Annotated in this window: 16 protein-coding genes and 1 pseudogene; 10 read left to right on the top strand and 7 right to left on the bottom strand. The window is 63.4% G+C overall.

Features of this window, described 5'->3' with window-relative positions; genetic code table 11:
* Positions 1-149 precede the first annotated feature (149 nt).
* Together MLGJGCBP_RS00085 and MLGJGCBP_RS00080 are read right to left on the bottom strand one after the other, a co-directional pair.
* Positions 150-1091 carry a barstar family protein gene (locus MLGJGCBP_RS00085; protein ID WP_160093611.1) on the bottom strand — a complete coding sequence of 314 codons (942 nt, stop codon included), beginning with the start codon at positions 1089-1091 and terminating at the stop codon, positions 150-152.
* Between the two features lie 179 nt (positions 1092-1270).
* Positions 1271-2869: a hypothetical protein gene (locus MLGJGCBP_RS00080; RefSeq protein WP_160093610.1), complete on the bottom strand. Its 1599-nt coding sequence runs from the start codon at positions 2867-2869 to the stop codon at positions 1271-1273.
* A gap of 184 nt (positions 2870-3053) precedes the next feature.
* On the opposite strand from MLGJGCBP_RS00080, the gene MLGJGCBP_RS00075 reads away from it, so the two are divergent.
* A complete protein-coding gene (locus MLGJGCBP_RS00075; RefSeq protein ID WP_160093609.1) occupies positions 3054-3662 on the top strand; it encodes a hypothetical protein in 609 nt (202 codons plus the stop codon).
* A 123-nt stretch (positions 3663-3785) separates the two neighbouring features.
* Here MLGJGCBP_RS00075 and MLGJGCBP_RS00070 read toward each other — a convergent pair whose 3' ends face one another.
* Complete coding sequence (locus MLGJGCBP_RS00070) at positions 3786-4814, bottom strand: hypothetical protein (RefSeq protein ID WP_160093608.1); 1029 nt, start codon at positions 4812-4814, stop codon at positions 3786-3788.
* 280 nt (positions 4815-5094) lie between these two features.
* On the opposite strand from MLGJGCBP_RS00070, the gene MLGJGCBP_RS00065 reads away from it, so the two are divergent.
* On the top strand, positions 5095-5661 hold the full coding sequence (locus tag MLGJGCBP_RS00065; RefSeq protein WP_160093607.1) for a hypothetical protein: 567 nt from the start codon (positions 5095-5097) through the stop codon (positions 5659-5661).
* Positions 5662-5777: 116 nt separating this feature from the next.
* Here the strand turns inward: MLGJGCBP_RS00065 and MLGJGCBP_RS00060 are convergent, their stop codons facing one another.
* Positions 5778-6359 (bottom strand): hypothetical protein, encoded by a 582-nt coding sequence (locus MLGJGCBP_RS00060; RefSeq protein ID WP_160093606.1) that lies wholly within the window; start codon positions 6357-6359, stop codon positions 5778-5780.
* Between the two features lie 385 nt (positions 6360-6744).
* Here MLGJGCBP_RS00060 and MLGJGCBP_RS00055 point away from each other — a divergent pair, with 385 nt between their 5' ends.
* Together MLGJGCBP_RS00055 and MLGJGCBP_RS00050 are read left to right on the top strand one after the other, a co-directional pair.
* The gene (locus tag MLGJGCBP_RS00055) at positions 6745-7110 is read left to right on the top strand and encodes a hypothetical protein (protein ID WP_160093605.1); all 366 of its coding nucleotides are present in this window, start codon (positions 6745-6747) and stop codon (positions 7108-7110) included.
* Positions 7111-7534: 424 nt separating this feature from the next.
* Positions 7535-7765: a hypothetical protein gene (locus MLGJGCBP_RS00050; RefSeq protein WP_160093604.1), complete on the top strand. Its 231-nt coding sequence runs from the start codon at positions 7535-7537 to the stop codon at positions 7763-7765.
* Between the two features lie 60 nt (positions 7766-7825).
* On the opposite strand, the gene MLGJGCBP_RS00045 is transcribed toward MLGJGCBP_RS00050, so the two are convergent.
* Entirely contained in the window at positions 7826-8533 is a 708-nt protein-coding gene (locus MLGJGCBP_RS00045) for an AMIN-like domain-containing (lipo)protein (protein WP_236580844.1), read from the bottom strand.
* A 181-nt stretch (positions 8534-8714) separates the two neighbouring features.
* Here MLGJGCBP_RS00045 and MLGJGCBP_RS00040 point away from each other — a divergent pair, with 181 nt between their 5' ends.
* The 6 genes from MLGJGCBP_RS00040 to MLGJGCBP_RS00015 all read left to right on the top strand — a co-directional run bounded on the left by MLGJGCBP_RS00040 (position 8715) and on the right by MLGJGCBP_RS00015 (position 12838).
* Complete coding sequence (locus MLGJGCBP_RS00040) at positions 8715-9248, top strand: hypothetical protein (RefSeq protein WP_160093603.1); 534 nt, start codon at positions 8715-8717, stop codon at positions 9246-9248.
* A gap of 161 nt (positions 9249-9409) precedes the next feature.
* Complete coding sequence (locus tag MLGJGCBP_RS00035; RefSeq protein WP_160093602.1) at positions 9410-9607, top strand: hypothetical protein; 198 nt, start codon at positions 9410-9412, stop codon at positions 9605-9607.
* A gap of 287 nt (positions 9608-9894) precedes the next feature.
* On the top strand, positions 9895-10377 hold the full coding sequence (locus MLGJGCBP_RS00030; RefSeq protein ID WP_160093601.1) for a hypothetical protein: 483 nt from the start codon (positions 9895-9897) through the stop codon (positions 10375-10377).
* Between the two features lie 343 nt (positions 10378-10720).
* Positions 10721-11143: a hypothetical protein gene (locus tag MLGJGCBP_RS00025; RefSeq protein WP_160093600.1), complete on the top strand. Its 423-nt coding sequence runs from the start codon at positions 10721-10723 to the stop codon at positions 11141-11143.
* Between the two features lie 428 nt (positions 11144-11571).
* Positions 11572-11988, top strand: coding sequence for a hypothetical protein (locus tag MLGJGCBP_RS00020; protein ID WP_160093599.1), 417 nt, complete (start codon positions 11572-11574; stop codon positions 11986-11988).
* A gap of 517 nt (positions 11989-12505) precedes the next feature.
* Complete coding sequence (locus tag MLGJGCBP_RS00015) at positions 12506-12838, top strand: hypothetical protein (RefSeq protein WP_160093598.1); 333 nt, start codon at positions 12506-12508, stop codon at positions 12836-12838.
* Between the two features lie 29 nt (positions 12839-12867).
* Here the strand turns inward: MLGJGCBP_RS00015 and MLGJGCBP_RS00010 are convergent, their stop codons facing one another.
* Positions 12868-13758 (bottom strand): hypothetical protein, encoded by an 891-nt coding sequence (locus MLGJGCBP_RS00010; protein ID WP_236580843.1) that lies wholly within the window; start codon positions 13756-13758, stop codon positions 12868-12870.
* 213 nt (positions 13759-13971) lie between these two features.
* Positions 13972-14566, bottom strand: a pseudogene (locus tag MLGJGCBP_RS00005) (relaxase/mobilization nuclease domain-containing protein); the annotation flags it as partial.

Genomic DNA, 14566 nt, shown 5'->3' with positions numbered 1-14566 from the left:
CTCCCGCAGAGGATCGGGTAGCGGTTATCGATTGATAAGCAGGATCACCTCCCGCGGAGAAATCCGATCGGCTAGGCGTTCACAGGCGTGCATGTTGCTGGAAGTGGAACTCGGCCTGGGGCACGCTGTGTTGCTAATTCTCTGCCATCTCATCCCAGTGTCGGATATCTGGAGAGGAATGGTTCGCGATACTTCTGGTCCGGCGGGTACATCGTCGATTCGGTGCCACCGAAAACGATGCCGGAATGGCGCGCCCGGTCATAGATTTCCTCGCCCACGATGCTGAAATCACCGTCACCGCGAACTCCGATGGAAACCTCCCAGAGTTGCCGTTTTCCGTTGTCGGTCAGCTCGTCGCGTCGGTGTTCCGGTGGCGGTGAGATCCGTTCGGGGGCTAACTCGGGAGGCAGCATCTCCCACCGGCCCACGGCGACGAGGGTGTCGGTGATCGCGGTCCGGAGCATCTCCAGGTGGCCGGCCAGCTCAGACTCAGAGCTGAAGAACCGTACGACGAATTCGATGAGGTCCGTGTCGTGGAATGGCTGCGGTGGGTCCGGTGGGAAGTCCCAGACACTGCCGAGAAGTACTTTCGTTCCGCCGACTGGTCCGAAGTCGGTAGCGGTGGATTCGACCAGGCACAACATGGGGTGCCCGTACAGCCCGGCCAGCCGAGCCTGGCGGGCGAACACATTCAAGATGGCCCGTGCGGTGTGTCCGTCGAGGGTGACCAGGGTGTCGTACCCTGCGACTGCCAGGACAGTTCCGGTGGCGTTGGGATCGCTGCCGAAATCGAACGTGCCGACGTCGGCGAACACGTCATCGAAGGCGGCGATGCTGCCACCGTAGTTGCGCTGGTATCCCATTGCCTCTGAGAAGGCGTCGAACATGTCCTCCACCGACGTCCACGCGTGCGCATCAATCCGGTGTACCAGGTAGCCGAGGCCGGACAGGCGGTCACAGGCACTATCGAGCTGGAAGCGAGTGTCGTACCGGAACACAGTGCCGTTCTGTAGCAAACTCCAGTCGAAGCGCTGGCGTTGCTCATTGAACACATCCCGATCGGTTGGGTCGAAAACCGCTTCGCGTGCCATGTTCAGAGCCTATGGAATATCCACCCCGCAGGCTCCGATAAGCGAACCTCCACCGGACGAGATCGGCGCCGAGCGCATGCCCGGCTGCAGGCGACGCACGTCCCGGAACGGGATCCCTCACCGGCTGTAGCCAAGGGCGGGGGCGGCCTGCGGCCTGCCGGATGCCGCCGACATTGAGACTATCTATGGGTTCGTGATCGATCGAGCAGGTCGGCGACATCGAGTGACACCGGCTCGGTCATGGTTCGATCCGGGATGGCATGCAGCCCCCTGGCAGTGGCGGTGACCCATACTGTGCCGGCACTGTCGATGGTGACGTCCGGCTGAGAGCTGCGGATCGGTGTGCTCGAGATCGGCTCTCGGGTGTGAGCATCAAGAAGAGTGAACAGCCAGTATTGGTGCTCGGCTGTGTAGGTAGGACGCCCGGTGAGCGGCCACCACCCTCCACGGCCCGTGCCGTCGGGGGGATGCCCGACGATCCACATCACATCCCCGATCTGCCCACCGCCCAGCACCCGGACGGGCAGCGCAACTGCGTCGACGACAGTGAGATCGTCGAGCACACGATAGGCATTGGTGCCGTCGAAGACGGTCGGTGGTGTGCCGGCCAGAAACGGCCGGTACGAGTGCACCGCTGTGTTCAGCGGCGGCCCCAGGGTCGCGATGCCATGCACGTCGACCCGGACCAGCCGGGTCACGCCCAGGGCACCGGTGCTGGGATCACGCTGGCGGAACAGCAGCAAAAACCCATCATCGACGGTGCACATCGACTCGAGGTCGCCCCACCCGCTGGCACTGCTCGATACCGGCTCCTGATCCGGTCGGACCAGCAACAGCTCGGCGGCGTTACGGCTCGGCACCGCGACGGCGAGCAGGACCTCGCCGTGGGCGGCGCCGTCGCGGATCGGCGCATCGCTGACCTTGCCCACGGTGCCGTCCAGGCTGCAGTGGTAGATCCCGTCCCAGCCGCCGACCCAGCACCCTCCCGCGTGCGCCCACACGCGCCGGGTCCGGATTGCCGGAGGGTTGTCGAAGATCTGCCCGGTAATCGTGTATTCGGTGACCTGGCGGTCGGAGTCGACACGGACGACCAGGGGCAATTCGCGGTCGACAACCCACAGGTCGGTGCCGTGTGCCGACACGGCGCCGGGGACGATACTGGGGCGCAATGGCGGTGGTGAGACGTCGGTCAGGTCCAGATCGACCAGCACCCCCACCTCACGAATGCCGTCGTTGGGGGCGGCGGGGTCGGTGGTTCGCGTGCCACCGGCGAAGAAACGCGGTGCGGTGGTGACCTCGCGGTAGTGGCGGGTTCCGGGTATCTGCTTCCACGGCGAGTGCGGGATGTCGGGATCTCGGTGGTACCGGTCGGCGGCCACCCGCACCCGCGTGATCCGCCCGCGGATCCGCCCTGTGGTGGCGTACGCGAGGTCACCGATCAGTCGCCCCGTGACTTCGACCTGACCGAGTACCGGACGGCGGGTGTACCAGGTGGCCGTCCACCCGGCACCACGCAACAGCACAGCCCAATCCCACCACTGCTCATCGGTTCTGGGTTGCTGGCGGGTGGGTTTGCCCGAGTGCAGAGGTTCGGCCGAGGCGCGAAGCGTGACGATCGACGGATCAGCCGGATCCGTGGGTAACTCGTGGAACAGCAACGGAAACTCGCCGATCGTCCCGATTTCCGGTTGTGGTGTCTCGCCGTCCTCGATCGACGAATCCGTCACCAGCACTGGCAGGTGTGTTGGTGGACGCCACTTCTCGTGCTGATCGGTCACTCTGTCAGCTTGCATGAGGCAAGGGCTGTTCTCACTGACTTTCCGAGGACGGAGCGTCGAGATGAGTCAACGCACCGATCGTCGTCAACGAGGTCCCGGTCAAGGATCGTCGTCTGGCACGTTCTCGACGGTTCCGTGGTGTCGCAAGTGACACCACGAACGCCAGGACGGTCACACTGGTCGAATGAGCATCACACGGTGTGTCGATCTGTCGGCCGCGCGCTGGCTCGAACAACGACACGAGCACTGGTCGCGGCTGGCGGCCCGGGGGCCGGTCGCCTTCGACAAGTACGCACGCCTACGGTTCATCCCAGACCCGACCTATCCGGCACAAACGGAAGGCGACGCCCAACGCGACCCGGAGGGGCTGACCGACAACGAACAACTTGGGGTCGTCCTGGCCGAGCTCGCCCACTACACCGGCACGCCTGATGACTGCTATTTCTGCATCTGGGACGGGTGGCCGAGCTTCACCGCCGACGATCCGACGCCGAAGATCTCGATCCCGGGCCGCGACTACTTCCTGTTCCACGGAACCCTTGCCGACGTCGCCGACTGGGACGCTCAGATCAAGACACTGCTGGATGACATTGAAGCACCCACCCCCGCGTTCGTGTGGCCATCCGATCACGCGTGGTGCGTGACCTGCGACGTCGATCCTCACTTCGCGTCGATCGGCGCAAGCCCGGACGCGATCGATCGGCTCGTGGCCGACTCGCGTATCGACGTCGTCGTCGACGATCCCGACATCGAACCCCCGTACTACTCGTATCGTGGTTCAGGAGCGGGATAGACCTGTTCCGGTCGGACGAGACCGGCGACAGATCGAGGCGGGGATGGAATTGGGAAGGACCGATTGAGGATCGTCCAGTGGGCGCGCGTTCCTACGAAGGTTTAGGTAGTGCGGAGTTCGTGCTCACCCGCCGGTGTAGTCGGTGGCCGGTTCACCGGGGTGTAGTTGGGTTTGGAGCTGCTGGAGTCGATCCGGGCTCAGATTGAAGTCATGTAGGGAGATCTGCCAGTCGAAGTCGACAGTGGACCAGCGGTGGACGGCACCACCCCAGCGCAGATTCCAGGGCTCAGAGGATCGGCGTCGGCGGGCCAACGATCCTCCGATGAAATGGTCGCCGCCGATGCTGGCCTCGAATGCACCGGTGTCGTCGTTGTAGGTGTGCACCCATTGCACGCCGAGGTCCACCTGCACGGTGGTGGTCAACGGCTGGTCGGTGACGTGTGTGCGGAACCAATGCCTGCGACGCGCGCGTTCGTCCTCGTGTGCGGTGCGTTCGCGTGCCGCTTCCTCCTCGGCGGACAGGGCGGGGCCGGTCCACTCGAAAAGGGCATCGTCGAGCGGCTCGCCGACGGCGAACTCGGTCCATTCGTCGACGGCATCGACTGCCTCGTAGCGATGTTGAAGGACAATCCCGGTCTCGGTGTCGACGACGAGGCGCAGAGTGTGCGGTTCGAGGTGGGCGGGCGCGAGCTCGAACGTCCACGCCGGCCGACCCAGAAACGTGGCGTGCTCCACCGAGCCAACGGGTTCGCTGTAGCCCGCGTTGGTGAACTCGGTCGCCGACCGCCAGTCCAACAGGTAAGTGCCGTTGCCTTCGAAACGCACCGCGGAGGCGGGGCCCTCGACGGGAAGGTCGCCGCTGGTGAAGCTCCAACTGCGGCTGCCATCACTGATCAGCACCGGGTGACCGTCCGAATCTTCCACTCGCACCTTCGGCCCGATGCGCCACACATGGTGGACGGTCTCGCGGGCGCGGCTGAAGTTACCGGTGAACTGTGGTCGGGCCTGGTCGCCCATGGTCGTCCAACCGCCGAAGTTTCCGGGTTGATGGCGCCCGTTGCGGCTTCGGATCGTGCCGCGCAGGCTGATCTCGCGGCCGGGGCCGTCGACCATCCGGACCAGAACTTCGGGCCACGCGGTCTCACTATTCACGGCCGACGCCTCCCCTTCGGCGCACGCGCGCTCGGCCGGGTGCAGGGCACTGCGTCAGCGTGTCCATCGGACCTATCTCCCATAGCGAACCGCGAAGGTGGGGTCGGTGCTACGACTCTTTCAGTACCGTACCCAGCGTGTGCTGAGCGTGTGAGAGTTCGCGCCGGGATCTGCAGCTGCTCGATCGCCGCCCTCACTCGGCTGCAGTTCTCCGTTTGACCATCCGCCAACGGTGATGAGCACGAAGCCACTCAGCGTGGGGTTGCGGTGCGAGACTGGGATGGTGGAGCGCACGCCGATCGAGTTCGCGAACATTATCGTCGAGACCTATGTCGAAGACGTTCATCATTTGCGCGGTTGGTTCAGACGAACGCTGGAGGATTGGAACGAGCCGGAGTTCGATACCGCACGGTGGAAGCTGACCACGGAAATACCGCACCTGTCCGGTAGCTCGGTGGAATCCTCTCGCTGCGTCGTCACGGTGCACTGCTCCTGCGACGACCCGAACTCCTGGGGGAGCTTCCCGGCCTCAGCCGACGCACGCCAGCTGTCGGTATGGATCAACAGCCATCGCCCCCGTACCGGCGCATCCCACGACCTCGAGTGGATACCCTTGTCGAAAGGTGAGGCAGAAGGATGGGCGCGGGCAGTGCTCGGCCCCGACTGGTCCGACAGTGCGTATCTCGTCCATGCCCAGCGCAATGAACACGGCCGCTGGCCGGTGTTGTTCGTCGTGTTCGTCGACCGGAATGGTCAGCCGTTGGTGGTGCCTGACGACTTCGAATGGGGACAGGCCGGTATTGGAAGTCCGGCTCGCCCGATAGGTTTGACCACCTCCAATAGCTGACCGCGAGTCCGCCCAGGTTGCTGTCCCGGAATCCGATCCTCAAACGGTGGCGGGCCCGAAACCACGCAGCGCGGGTTTTCAGCATCGCGCCGTAGCGCAGCGCCGCGGTGCCGTGACTAACCCCAGTACGGTGGCTCTTGCTCTGGGTCGTCGAGCACGGCGTCGATTCGTTGGTCGGCCACGATCTGATCTATTGCTTCCACGTCGGCGCCGATGGTTGCGAAGTGCGGATCGACATCGTTGGTCACGCACCAGGCGCGATCTGCTGGCCAAATGAATGCGGGGTCAGGTGAGTAACCGTAAGGCCACCGCGCAGGGTCACTGTCGTTCCAGTCTGCATAGTCCGCGAGTGTGCCGCGGAACAGCCAATAGACGCGGTTAGGGATCACGAAGTTGGGCGCGACGTGGATGGCAGTATCCCATCCGTCCCACATACAGAAGTAGCACTCATTCGGTGTAGTTGTGTATCGCGACAGGAGGTCCAATGCGACGCCGACCTGCTCTTTTTCGGACAGTTCCTTCTGCTCGAACTCGACGTCGTTCGCCTTCTGGCCGGGGAAATCCGGATCGGGTATGAACCTCATCCGCGCATACTTCGGATATCCGACCGGACCGCGCACCGCTAGTCGCCACCACTGAAGACCCTGCTTCTTTAGCCAATCCGCGGCAGAGGACTCTCTGCACAGTTCAATGCTCACCTGACCATTGTCGACCGCGACACCCCACTCGCGTTCCGACAGAGGGATCGTTGACCGGTCATCTATCACTGCCCGAGCCGCCGTCGGTTCAACCGACAAATCAGGAAGAGGAGCGGTGACCGTCGGTGTTAATACGCAGAGGTGACAGAGCGATCAATCCATTGAGGCCCGCCTTTGGGAACATCAGTGCCTCATTCGTGATGTACATACGGCGGTAGGTGACCCCGACGAAGAGGTGTGACCGATGAAACGCTCAACCATCGCAGCTGGTCTCGGCGCACTAGTCCTCGCTGTCGTCGCGTCGGTCGGTACCTACATAGTGGTTCACCGGCCACCGCCTAGCCAGTTGCCGTCACTCCCTACAACAAGTGAGTTAGCCGCAAAGTTGGACACCCTGGAGAATCCGCGGCTCTCCACCGACGTAAGAGCGGACACCATCTCCGGTGAAGGGCCCGCCCCCCGCCCGGCATTGGATCCGAGAGGGTTCGGACCGGAAATTACCGTCACGAACAATGTGACCGGAGTGACTGCGGATGGACTGGATCGGCTCGTTGCCACGGGGACCATCAAGTACGACTTCCCGAATGGCACCGTCGTGGAAACCGAGAACCAGCGTGAAGTGCCGTTCGTACGTGAGTCGGACGGGCAGTGGCGAGTCGACAGAGCGTACCTGTGCGCGACGGTAGCGATGTTGGAAGAGTTCGGCCGCCAGAAGGGACACGACGTCAAGCCCGATCCGGGGTGCGTCTAGTCCGGATAGCGCTCGTTGATAGGTCGCCGACCGACCTCCGGTGCAGCTGATCTCGCCATCGAATCTGCACACCCCGGCGGGTCCTTAACCGGGCGGCTGCTACCCGCAATTGTTCGAATGCTCGCCTACAGGACTGCCACCAAGGAAGGATGGTACTGGGGGAGTCGAGGCGTGGTGTCAGACGTGCAAGGGGAGGGCGACTCATTTCTTGGAACGCGTTCTAGGTAACTAAACATCGCTGGCTAAGGAGCCCAACATGCAGCACCAGAAACGTCTCGCTGTCATCGGCCTTCTCGCCAGTGTGGCGGCCGCTGTCGGAATCATCGCGGCTACAAACGCTAACGGAGATCCACCTCCGCCGCCTCCGCCTGCGTCCACATCGGGGATCAACGCCCGCGGCCAGTCGTACGGTCCTGGTGGCACAGTGGGCAGCATCGAACAGCTTCCCGACTTGATCGCGACCAGGGCAAGTAACGGCAAACTCGGATACATCACCAAGAGCGACTTCCTCGGCCCCACGTTAACTCTCGATCAGGTACGACAGTTGCCGCAGGGAACCCAGGACGGGCAACCCTCATTCGACACAGGCCCACGCACGGTCCCGGTATACGCCGCTGACGGCACGACAGTCATCGGCGAGTTCCAGAAGCACTGACTGGCGCGCTCCGCTGAAGGATCGCTCAGCGGACGTCCGCGCGCGGACGGGTGTCGTTCTTCAGTGAGTAATTGCGACCGTGATCACGCGGTTGTCGATTGATGTGTCGACCGTGACCTTAGGTGTGCTGCTTCGGGTTCCCGCGAAGGACTGCGCGACACTGTCGCTACTCGGATAACTCAGAACCTCGACCACTGCCGATGCGTCGCCGTCTGGCGTTATCCGTATCGGCCGTCCAGGGATCTCGCTGACTTGATTCGAGTCCACTGAGGTCAAATCGATCTGCAGAATGCACGAACCCGAAATTTGCACGGCGCCGTCCGTTCCTCGAAGCAACGGCATCTGAACGAAGCGGGCTGACCAGCCCACCGATCCGTCGCCACCGAGCTTGAAAGTGACGATCTCGCCATCCGGAGTTCCTTCAAGCTCGACCGAATCCAGCGATGGTAGAACCCGCACGGGTAGATTCTCACCAGGAATCAGTGGCACCAGCCCAGTACGCCTCGGCCGCGGGTTACCGACAGTCAGTTGCCCGGAGAACGACTCGAACTGTTGACACCGCACATCCCGTGTCGTCTCACTAGCGTCGGTGCTCGGCTGGTTCTCGTCCGGCACTCCGCATGCGGTCGACAAGCTCAGAACCGTAAGACACAGGGCGAGGGTTGCCACGCTTACGTTGTTTTGCCTGGCTGCAAGCATGTTGCCATCCTTCGTGGTCAGCGTTCGCAAGGGATAGCGCTCGCCAGGTCTATCGTCAGAGAATTTCATTCCGTTCCGCCAGGACCCATACCCCCATACCCCCATGGGTGAGGCCGCCGCCGTTACGGAACGCCTATCGGCACATGGATGACGATCGATGACCGGCACCCGATCGCTGATGGAGATGCTTCCAGGGAGCTGGTGCGGCACGGGTTGTCACGCTCCGTGGACTCGGGGCGATACCTAGATCATGAGGGTGAGGAAAGCTGCGATAGGTGCCAGCGCTCTTGTCGCGATCGCAACCGCGACCTGCGCCTGCTCGCCCGCCGATGACACCGAATCGCGCGATCCGGCCGTCTTCGTCCAATCCACCCAGTTCGCACCGCCGCCGGCGGTGCTCACCGATCTCGTGCCTACCGCCGAGCAACTGACAGCCCTGTACAACGCCACAACCAACTACTCGATACGCGAGGAGGACCGTGCGCGACTCTTGGAGGGCCCCAGCGACCAGACGACCTTGCGAATCGCGCGGGCCTGGGGTGCGCAACCCTCACCCCAATACATCCAGTTCACCACCGTGGAACCTGTCGGCCCAGACATGATCAACGCGACTGGGCAGGGCCGCCTTGATCGTATGGCGCCTTACCCGGTGGGACCGATCCCCTTCGTGCGTTCCGACAACGAATGGAAGCTGTCCCGCGCCTACGTTTGCGGCATATTGACCGTTCTCGCCAACCTCCCAGATCCAAGTCCAAGTACCCAGAGCGCATATCAGTGCGAGTGAGAGTCCGGAAACAGCGATAGCGCTCCCCTCACCGAGACGAGATCGGCGCCCAGCACGTGCCCGCAGCGGTTGGCGCTCGTCCCGGCTGTGGATCGCCTATCGGGGTCTCAGAACGATGACGGATCGCGCAGACTTGGCGCTCTGGCACCTACCGTGGGCTGATGAGCAGCAACCCCGCCACCGATCAGATCAGGCGACTGCTGGTTGAGCGCGACCAGCTACAGCTTGATATAAGAGAACTTGAGGGTCGGTTGGAGAAGTCCAGGCGGCGGCTCGACGGCGTCACCGCGGAACTCACCTCGCTCCGCCGAGTGGAAGACGAGTTGCTACGGCGGCACCCTGAGCTTGAGCAGGACTGAAGGATGCTGGTGGCCCGACGACCCGGAACACGGTCGCCTTATGGCGTGCAGTCCGCATCGATCGGTTACATCGCCGGATTGCACGCGAGCTGTTCTTCTACGATGGAGGGCCTGCTGACTATCCATCGGGTCTCAGGGCACGGTGTGGAGGGTTCATGAGCATCCGAATATCGTCGAGCACACCGGAGGACGAACCGGGGAGCACGTTGTTGCCGGTTCGCGACAGAATCGACGAGGACCTACGCACCCATCCAGCGGTGAGGCTTGCGAGCGAAGCGGTCCCCTTGATGCACCGCACCACCTCCGGAGAGCGCTTCGGTCCAGTCCGGCTCATCGAGCGCGACTCCGATGTCGCCGTCGTATTCGCCGCAGATACGACCCGTTGGGCGGTTGTTGTTCAGCCAGGCGACGATTCACCGAAGGCATCCGTCATCCTCGGGGTACCCAATCCCCGCGCTAACTTCGGTCGCTCATTTCGGGCTTCGCACTTGGCGCGGTTGACCGTCCATCAATCCGGCGATCCGTCCGTCGCGAAGGAACCACCAGAGTTCGGATGGATGGCACTGACCGGAATCGCTGCCGAAGGCGTGTCTCAGTTCGAAGTGAGGTCGTCGCTCGATACAGACACCGGAGGTGTCGGAGCCGACGGAGTCGTCTTTGCGGTGCTCCGCGCGCGGTGGAGAGAGAAACTGCACGTCGCCGTGACCCTTGCCAGCGGCGAGACAGTTCCCATCCATCAACCAAGCCTGCGACCCGAGCGCCCGAGCTGACGAGCCCCTGCCGGGTGGGTCGGAGTCGGGCAAGACGGTTGGGGCCATTTGATCGACCCCTTGCGGAGCGGTACCTAGCCATTTTATGTTGCGCCGGCGCATGCCTGCCGCCGCGGCTGCCGATGACCCCGACGGCTGACAATCCCTAACGTCGTTCGTCGCGTTCCCACGACGTGCCGGCCAATATCCCTGATCACCATGGCGCCGGGACCCTGTCCTGCCCGCAAACCCGGAGGGCGAGTCCCAACGGTCCCGACCGGCCCTTTACTTCGCGATGCCGCCAGAGCAACCTGACAGGTAGATCCGGCACCTCTTTCGAACCACAGAACCGGGAGGTCCGTCGATGCGACCACACCACCGACTCCGCGGCTCCTCGCTCGTCGGCGCCGCGGTCGGAGTCGTGGGCGCGCTGCTGTTCGGAGCGCCGCTGGCTACCGCGGTGCCAACCGAAACCGTCTTCCCCATTCCGGTCGCCGGCATCGGGGTTGGCGTGACCGGACTCTTGAGCGCGAACCATGTCTACATGACCGCCACTACAGACCCGGACACGCCGGGAGTTACCCGCGTGGGGCCCTACACCGGCGTCTTCGTCCACTGGCGGAACATCTCGACCGGCGAGGGCGGAATCACGTACCTCGACAACCCCGGCGGCACGCAGGTCCGGACAGGTTCCGGGACGGTGGTTGCCGCGGTCACGGTGCCCGACCAGGCAGGAACCCGAGTACTCGCCTTCGTACCAGGTGCCGGCGCCTGGTACGTGCCGTGACTGTCTGACACCGCCCGCGGCAATAGGACGCCCGCTTCCGGATCTTCCCCGATACGACACCTCCACGTTCCTGTTGCCGATCGGCCACCGGTCAACGATATGAACAAATTGGTTGCGCGCGCCGGCGAGCCTCAGCCCCAGTTCTGTCCTACAGGGAGAACGGCCAGCCAGTCACACACGTGGCCGTCGGAGGCGAGCTCGCTGCCGAGGCCCCGATCTGCAAGTACGCCCGGGCCGTCAACTGCCTTGGACTTCCGGCGATAATTGCAAATTCTGGTGGTCCCGAACGCCGTGTGGTTGGCAGCCTCAAAATGCTGTGGCAACCTGACAGAATGACCGGGCGGGGAGGGACTGGTACACCGCGATGCTCCGTCGAGGCCGAGAAGAAGCACGGGTGGCGGCCGCACGATACTGCCTGGGTGACATGGGTGGCGCTGCTGCCAATCCTTCTCCTCGTCGTCTCGGTCCCGGCTGCACTCATCGAGGACAATCGCGGAACGATAATCGGCGATGTGCTCGTCACCTGGAACCTGTTCGGCATTTTTGGCCTGGTGGTGACCGTCCCGGTGGCAATGGTGGCTCTGTTCGGCGCGGCCGCTCTGAAGCAACAGTTCCGCTTCGGGCGCTGGCTCGCTTCACTCGGCAGCGCAGCAGCGGTAATCGTCTTCGCCGCCCTCGCCTACGGCATCGTCGCCGAAACGGTGTCACCCGATGAGTGGAGGGATCCGAACAGTTGGGCGCCGGTGCTCTCTCCCTCCGCAGCCTTCCTTGTCCTCGTCCCGTACTTCGCGATCACTGTGGCCAACACTTACGTGATCGGCCGCCTCTGGAAGCGACCTGCCTAGCGCCATCGTGAACCACTCTGATTCTCTTGTCGATGTCGTCGACAAGCTGAAGCCGAGCTGAACCTGTGACGGAAAACCATCGCTGAGAGAACGCCGAGGAGATTCAATCGGTCATAGTTGAGGTTTGCGATCGGACGTGGACCGCACTTGTTCTGCGAGACTCTCGTACTCGGACTCCGTGATGGCAGATAGTCCCGGCACAAATCCCTCGCGCTCTAGGCAGAAGCCAGCCGCATAGCTGATCGGCTCATGTTCAAGACCTACCCAGTCCACTCGAATGTGCTGACGCGTGGGATCGGCAATCCTCCCAGGATGCCCACTGCACAATTTTCGGGGCCTGGTGTGTTCCTCGTAGATTTCCCGTGCATTATCGGGACCGGTGTAGATCACCGTTTGCCCCTTACGAAGGTCGGCTTCGGCTAGCGGGAGACGATCGCACATCGGACTATTGTCCCTTTGGGGATCCGTTTTCGGAACAGGTCTCGTGGGGGGGTTACGCAGCTGCCACCATGATCAGATGTACGAGTCGACGTTCGAGCTTGTCGACCGGTTCGCTGCCGCCCTCCCACGATCGGAAGGGCTTGCACAACCGGTGGAATCGATCGTCCAGCAGTTGACCGCGCGGGTCGCACGGCTCGGACGCATCGCACAGAGGATGGAGGCCAACTCCAGCAACAACACGCTCGAATTCCTCCACGGTGTGCGTGGTGAGCTCAAGGCCACCGAAGCAGAGCTCCTCCACTGGCGAGTTGTTCTCGCGCGGCTCACGGGCAGCGAAGTGCCAATCGATCCAGAACCCGTCCCTAAAGGAGAGTGGGTCGCCGAGACACCCCGCCAGGTCGACGAGTGAGACGTCCGGTGACGGATCCTTCTCCGGGTTCACGCTCGTACCCAGTGATCGTCGGACCATCGCCACAGGGCGGGCTCGTCGTCGACGTGCGCGACGTCGTTGTTCAGCCACCACGTCGTGTCCGGGTTCCACCCGGCCAGGACAGTTGCACCGTTGTTGCGTGTCAATGGGATTGCGAGACCGGGTGTAGTCAGGTAGCCGTGCAAAGTGAGGTGCACTGCGTCGTAGTCGTCGGCCACCGCAGCCCAGTCAGGAATGAACCAGTCGTGATACTCACCGGTGGTGTCGAACCAATCGGAGCGCTTGGACTCGACGACGTCCAAGGGATACGCGTCGACCAAACGCGCCCAGTCCGTCGGATTCGTGATCTCGTAGACCCGGGGTGTGCGGCGGATAGAGACCGGCCACACCCGCGCTTGGTCCCCGCCGAACGAGTCTTCCTCCAGGAGCAATTCCAGTGCGCCCACGTCATCCCGCGCCCTGCTAGTTTGCAGGGCGGCACTGGGTAACGGTGTCGACCACCATTCACCACTGATGGCGTTGTCCGGACGTTCCGCGCGCCAAGTGCGAAACCGTGCTTCCATCGCGAGAACGTGGTCACGCCATTGATCGAGACCAACAGCAGTACTGCGGTACGGCAGCGTCGATTCCGGCCACTCCTCGTCGTTCGAATGCAGTCGGCCAATCATCCGCTGGTTGTCGAGGTCGACTGGCTCCGCCCACCACCGGGTGAGCGGGGATGCCAGAACGGCGGCAGCTACCGGACGTAAAGCCGCCACGGTGTCCGGCGTGGCGAACATGACATCCTCCTCGTCCGGCGGTTGCCAGTACCGTGCACAGTCCGTCGCGAACGCGAGAGCATTGAGTAGATCCAGTTCGGACAGCCCCGAGATGGCTCGAACATCGACTGCCTCGATCACCTCGAGCACGTCCGCAGGCGTTCGCGGACGGTAAGGGTCGGCAGCTCGCTCGTCCGTACTGCACATGTACGCGACGTTCGCGCAGAAAAATCGTCCGCGTGGTGACGCGAGAACAAGAGTGACCAGGTCCATCAATGAACGCTACCGAACCCGCGCAGCCCGTCGCACGCAGTTACCCGCAGTGAAGTTCTACCCGTGTGTCCACATGTTCTCCTACATTTCGTTCCCGTCAGAGCCGCGTGCGCGGTCGCGTCCGGCGTGGGTGCGAGGGGACGGGTCGAGCGTGGAGGGAATCGGCGATCCGGACCGCCGCACCGCCGCGGACGGTGGTGCCGCGTTGTCAAGCGCGACAAGCCGCCGCAGCTCCTCCTGCTCAGGTGTGAGTGTCGACGTCGTCGTACGGCCCTGCTCAGTCGATACTTCGTCGCGCGCGGAAACCGGCACCGACAGCCGTGGCTGGGAGGCATGGATGGTGGCAAGCTCGCTCCGCACGGCGTACTCGATGTCGAGTGCACGGTGTAGTTCGCCTGATGCGCGATGCGCATCGGCAATTGCCTCCATGGCTTTCATCAATTGCCGCAGCAACAGCATCGCGGACACGCTCTTCGGGAGATGCCCACTGGTCTGCATCACGATCAGTGCGGCGCCACCCGCGGACATAGCGCCCTTCGGGGCCCGGTACGCCCGGTGCGCCGGAAGCTGCGCGGACCGAGCGAGCTGACGCGCCGCCTCGGCCAACGGTCCGGGTGTCGGTTCGATCTTCGCGGACCATGCCGCGAACACCCCCGCGGTACGGCCGGCGGCGCGT

It is taken from the genome of Rhodococcus sp. T7 (genome assembly GCF_009872365.1).
In the GTDB taxonomy this organism is placed as follows: Bacteria; Actinomycetota; Actinomycetes; order Mycobacteriales; family Mycobacteriaceae; genus Rhodococcus_F.
The sequence above is the reverse complement of the archived record's forward strand: the minus strand, read 5'-3'. Positions and strand labels throughout refer to the sequence as shown.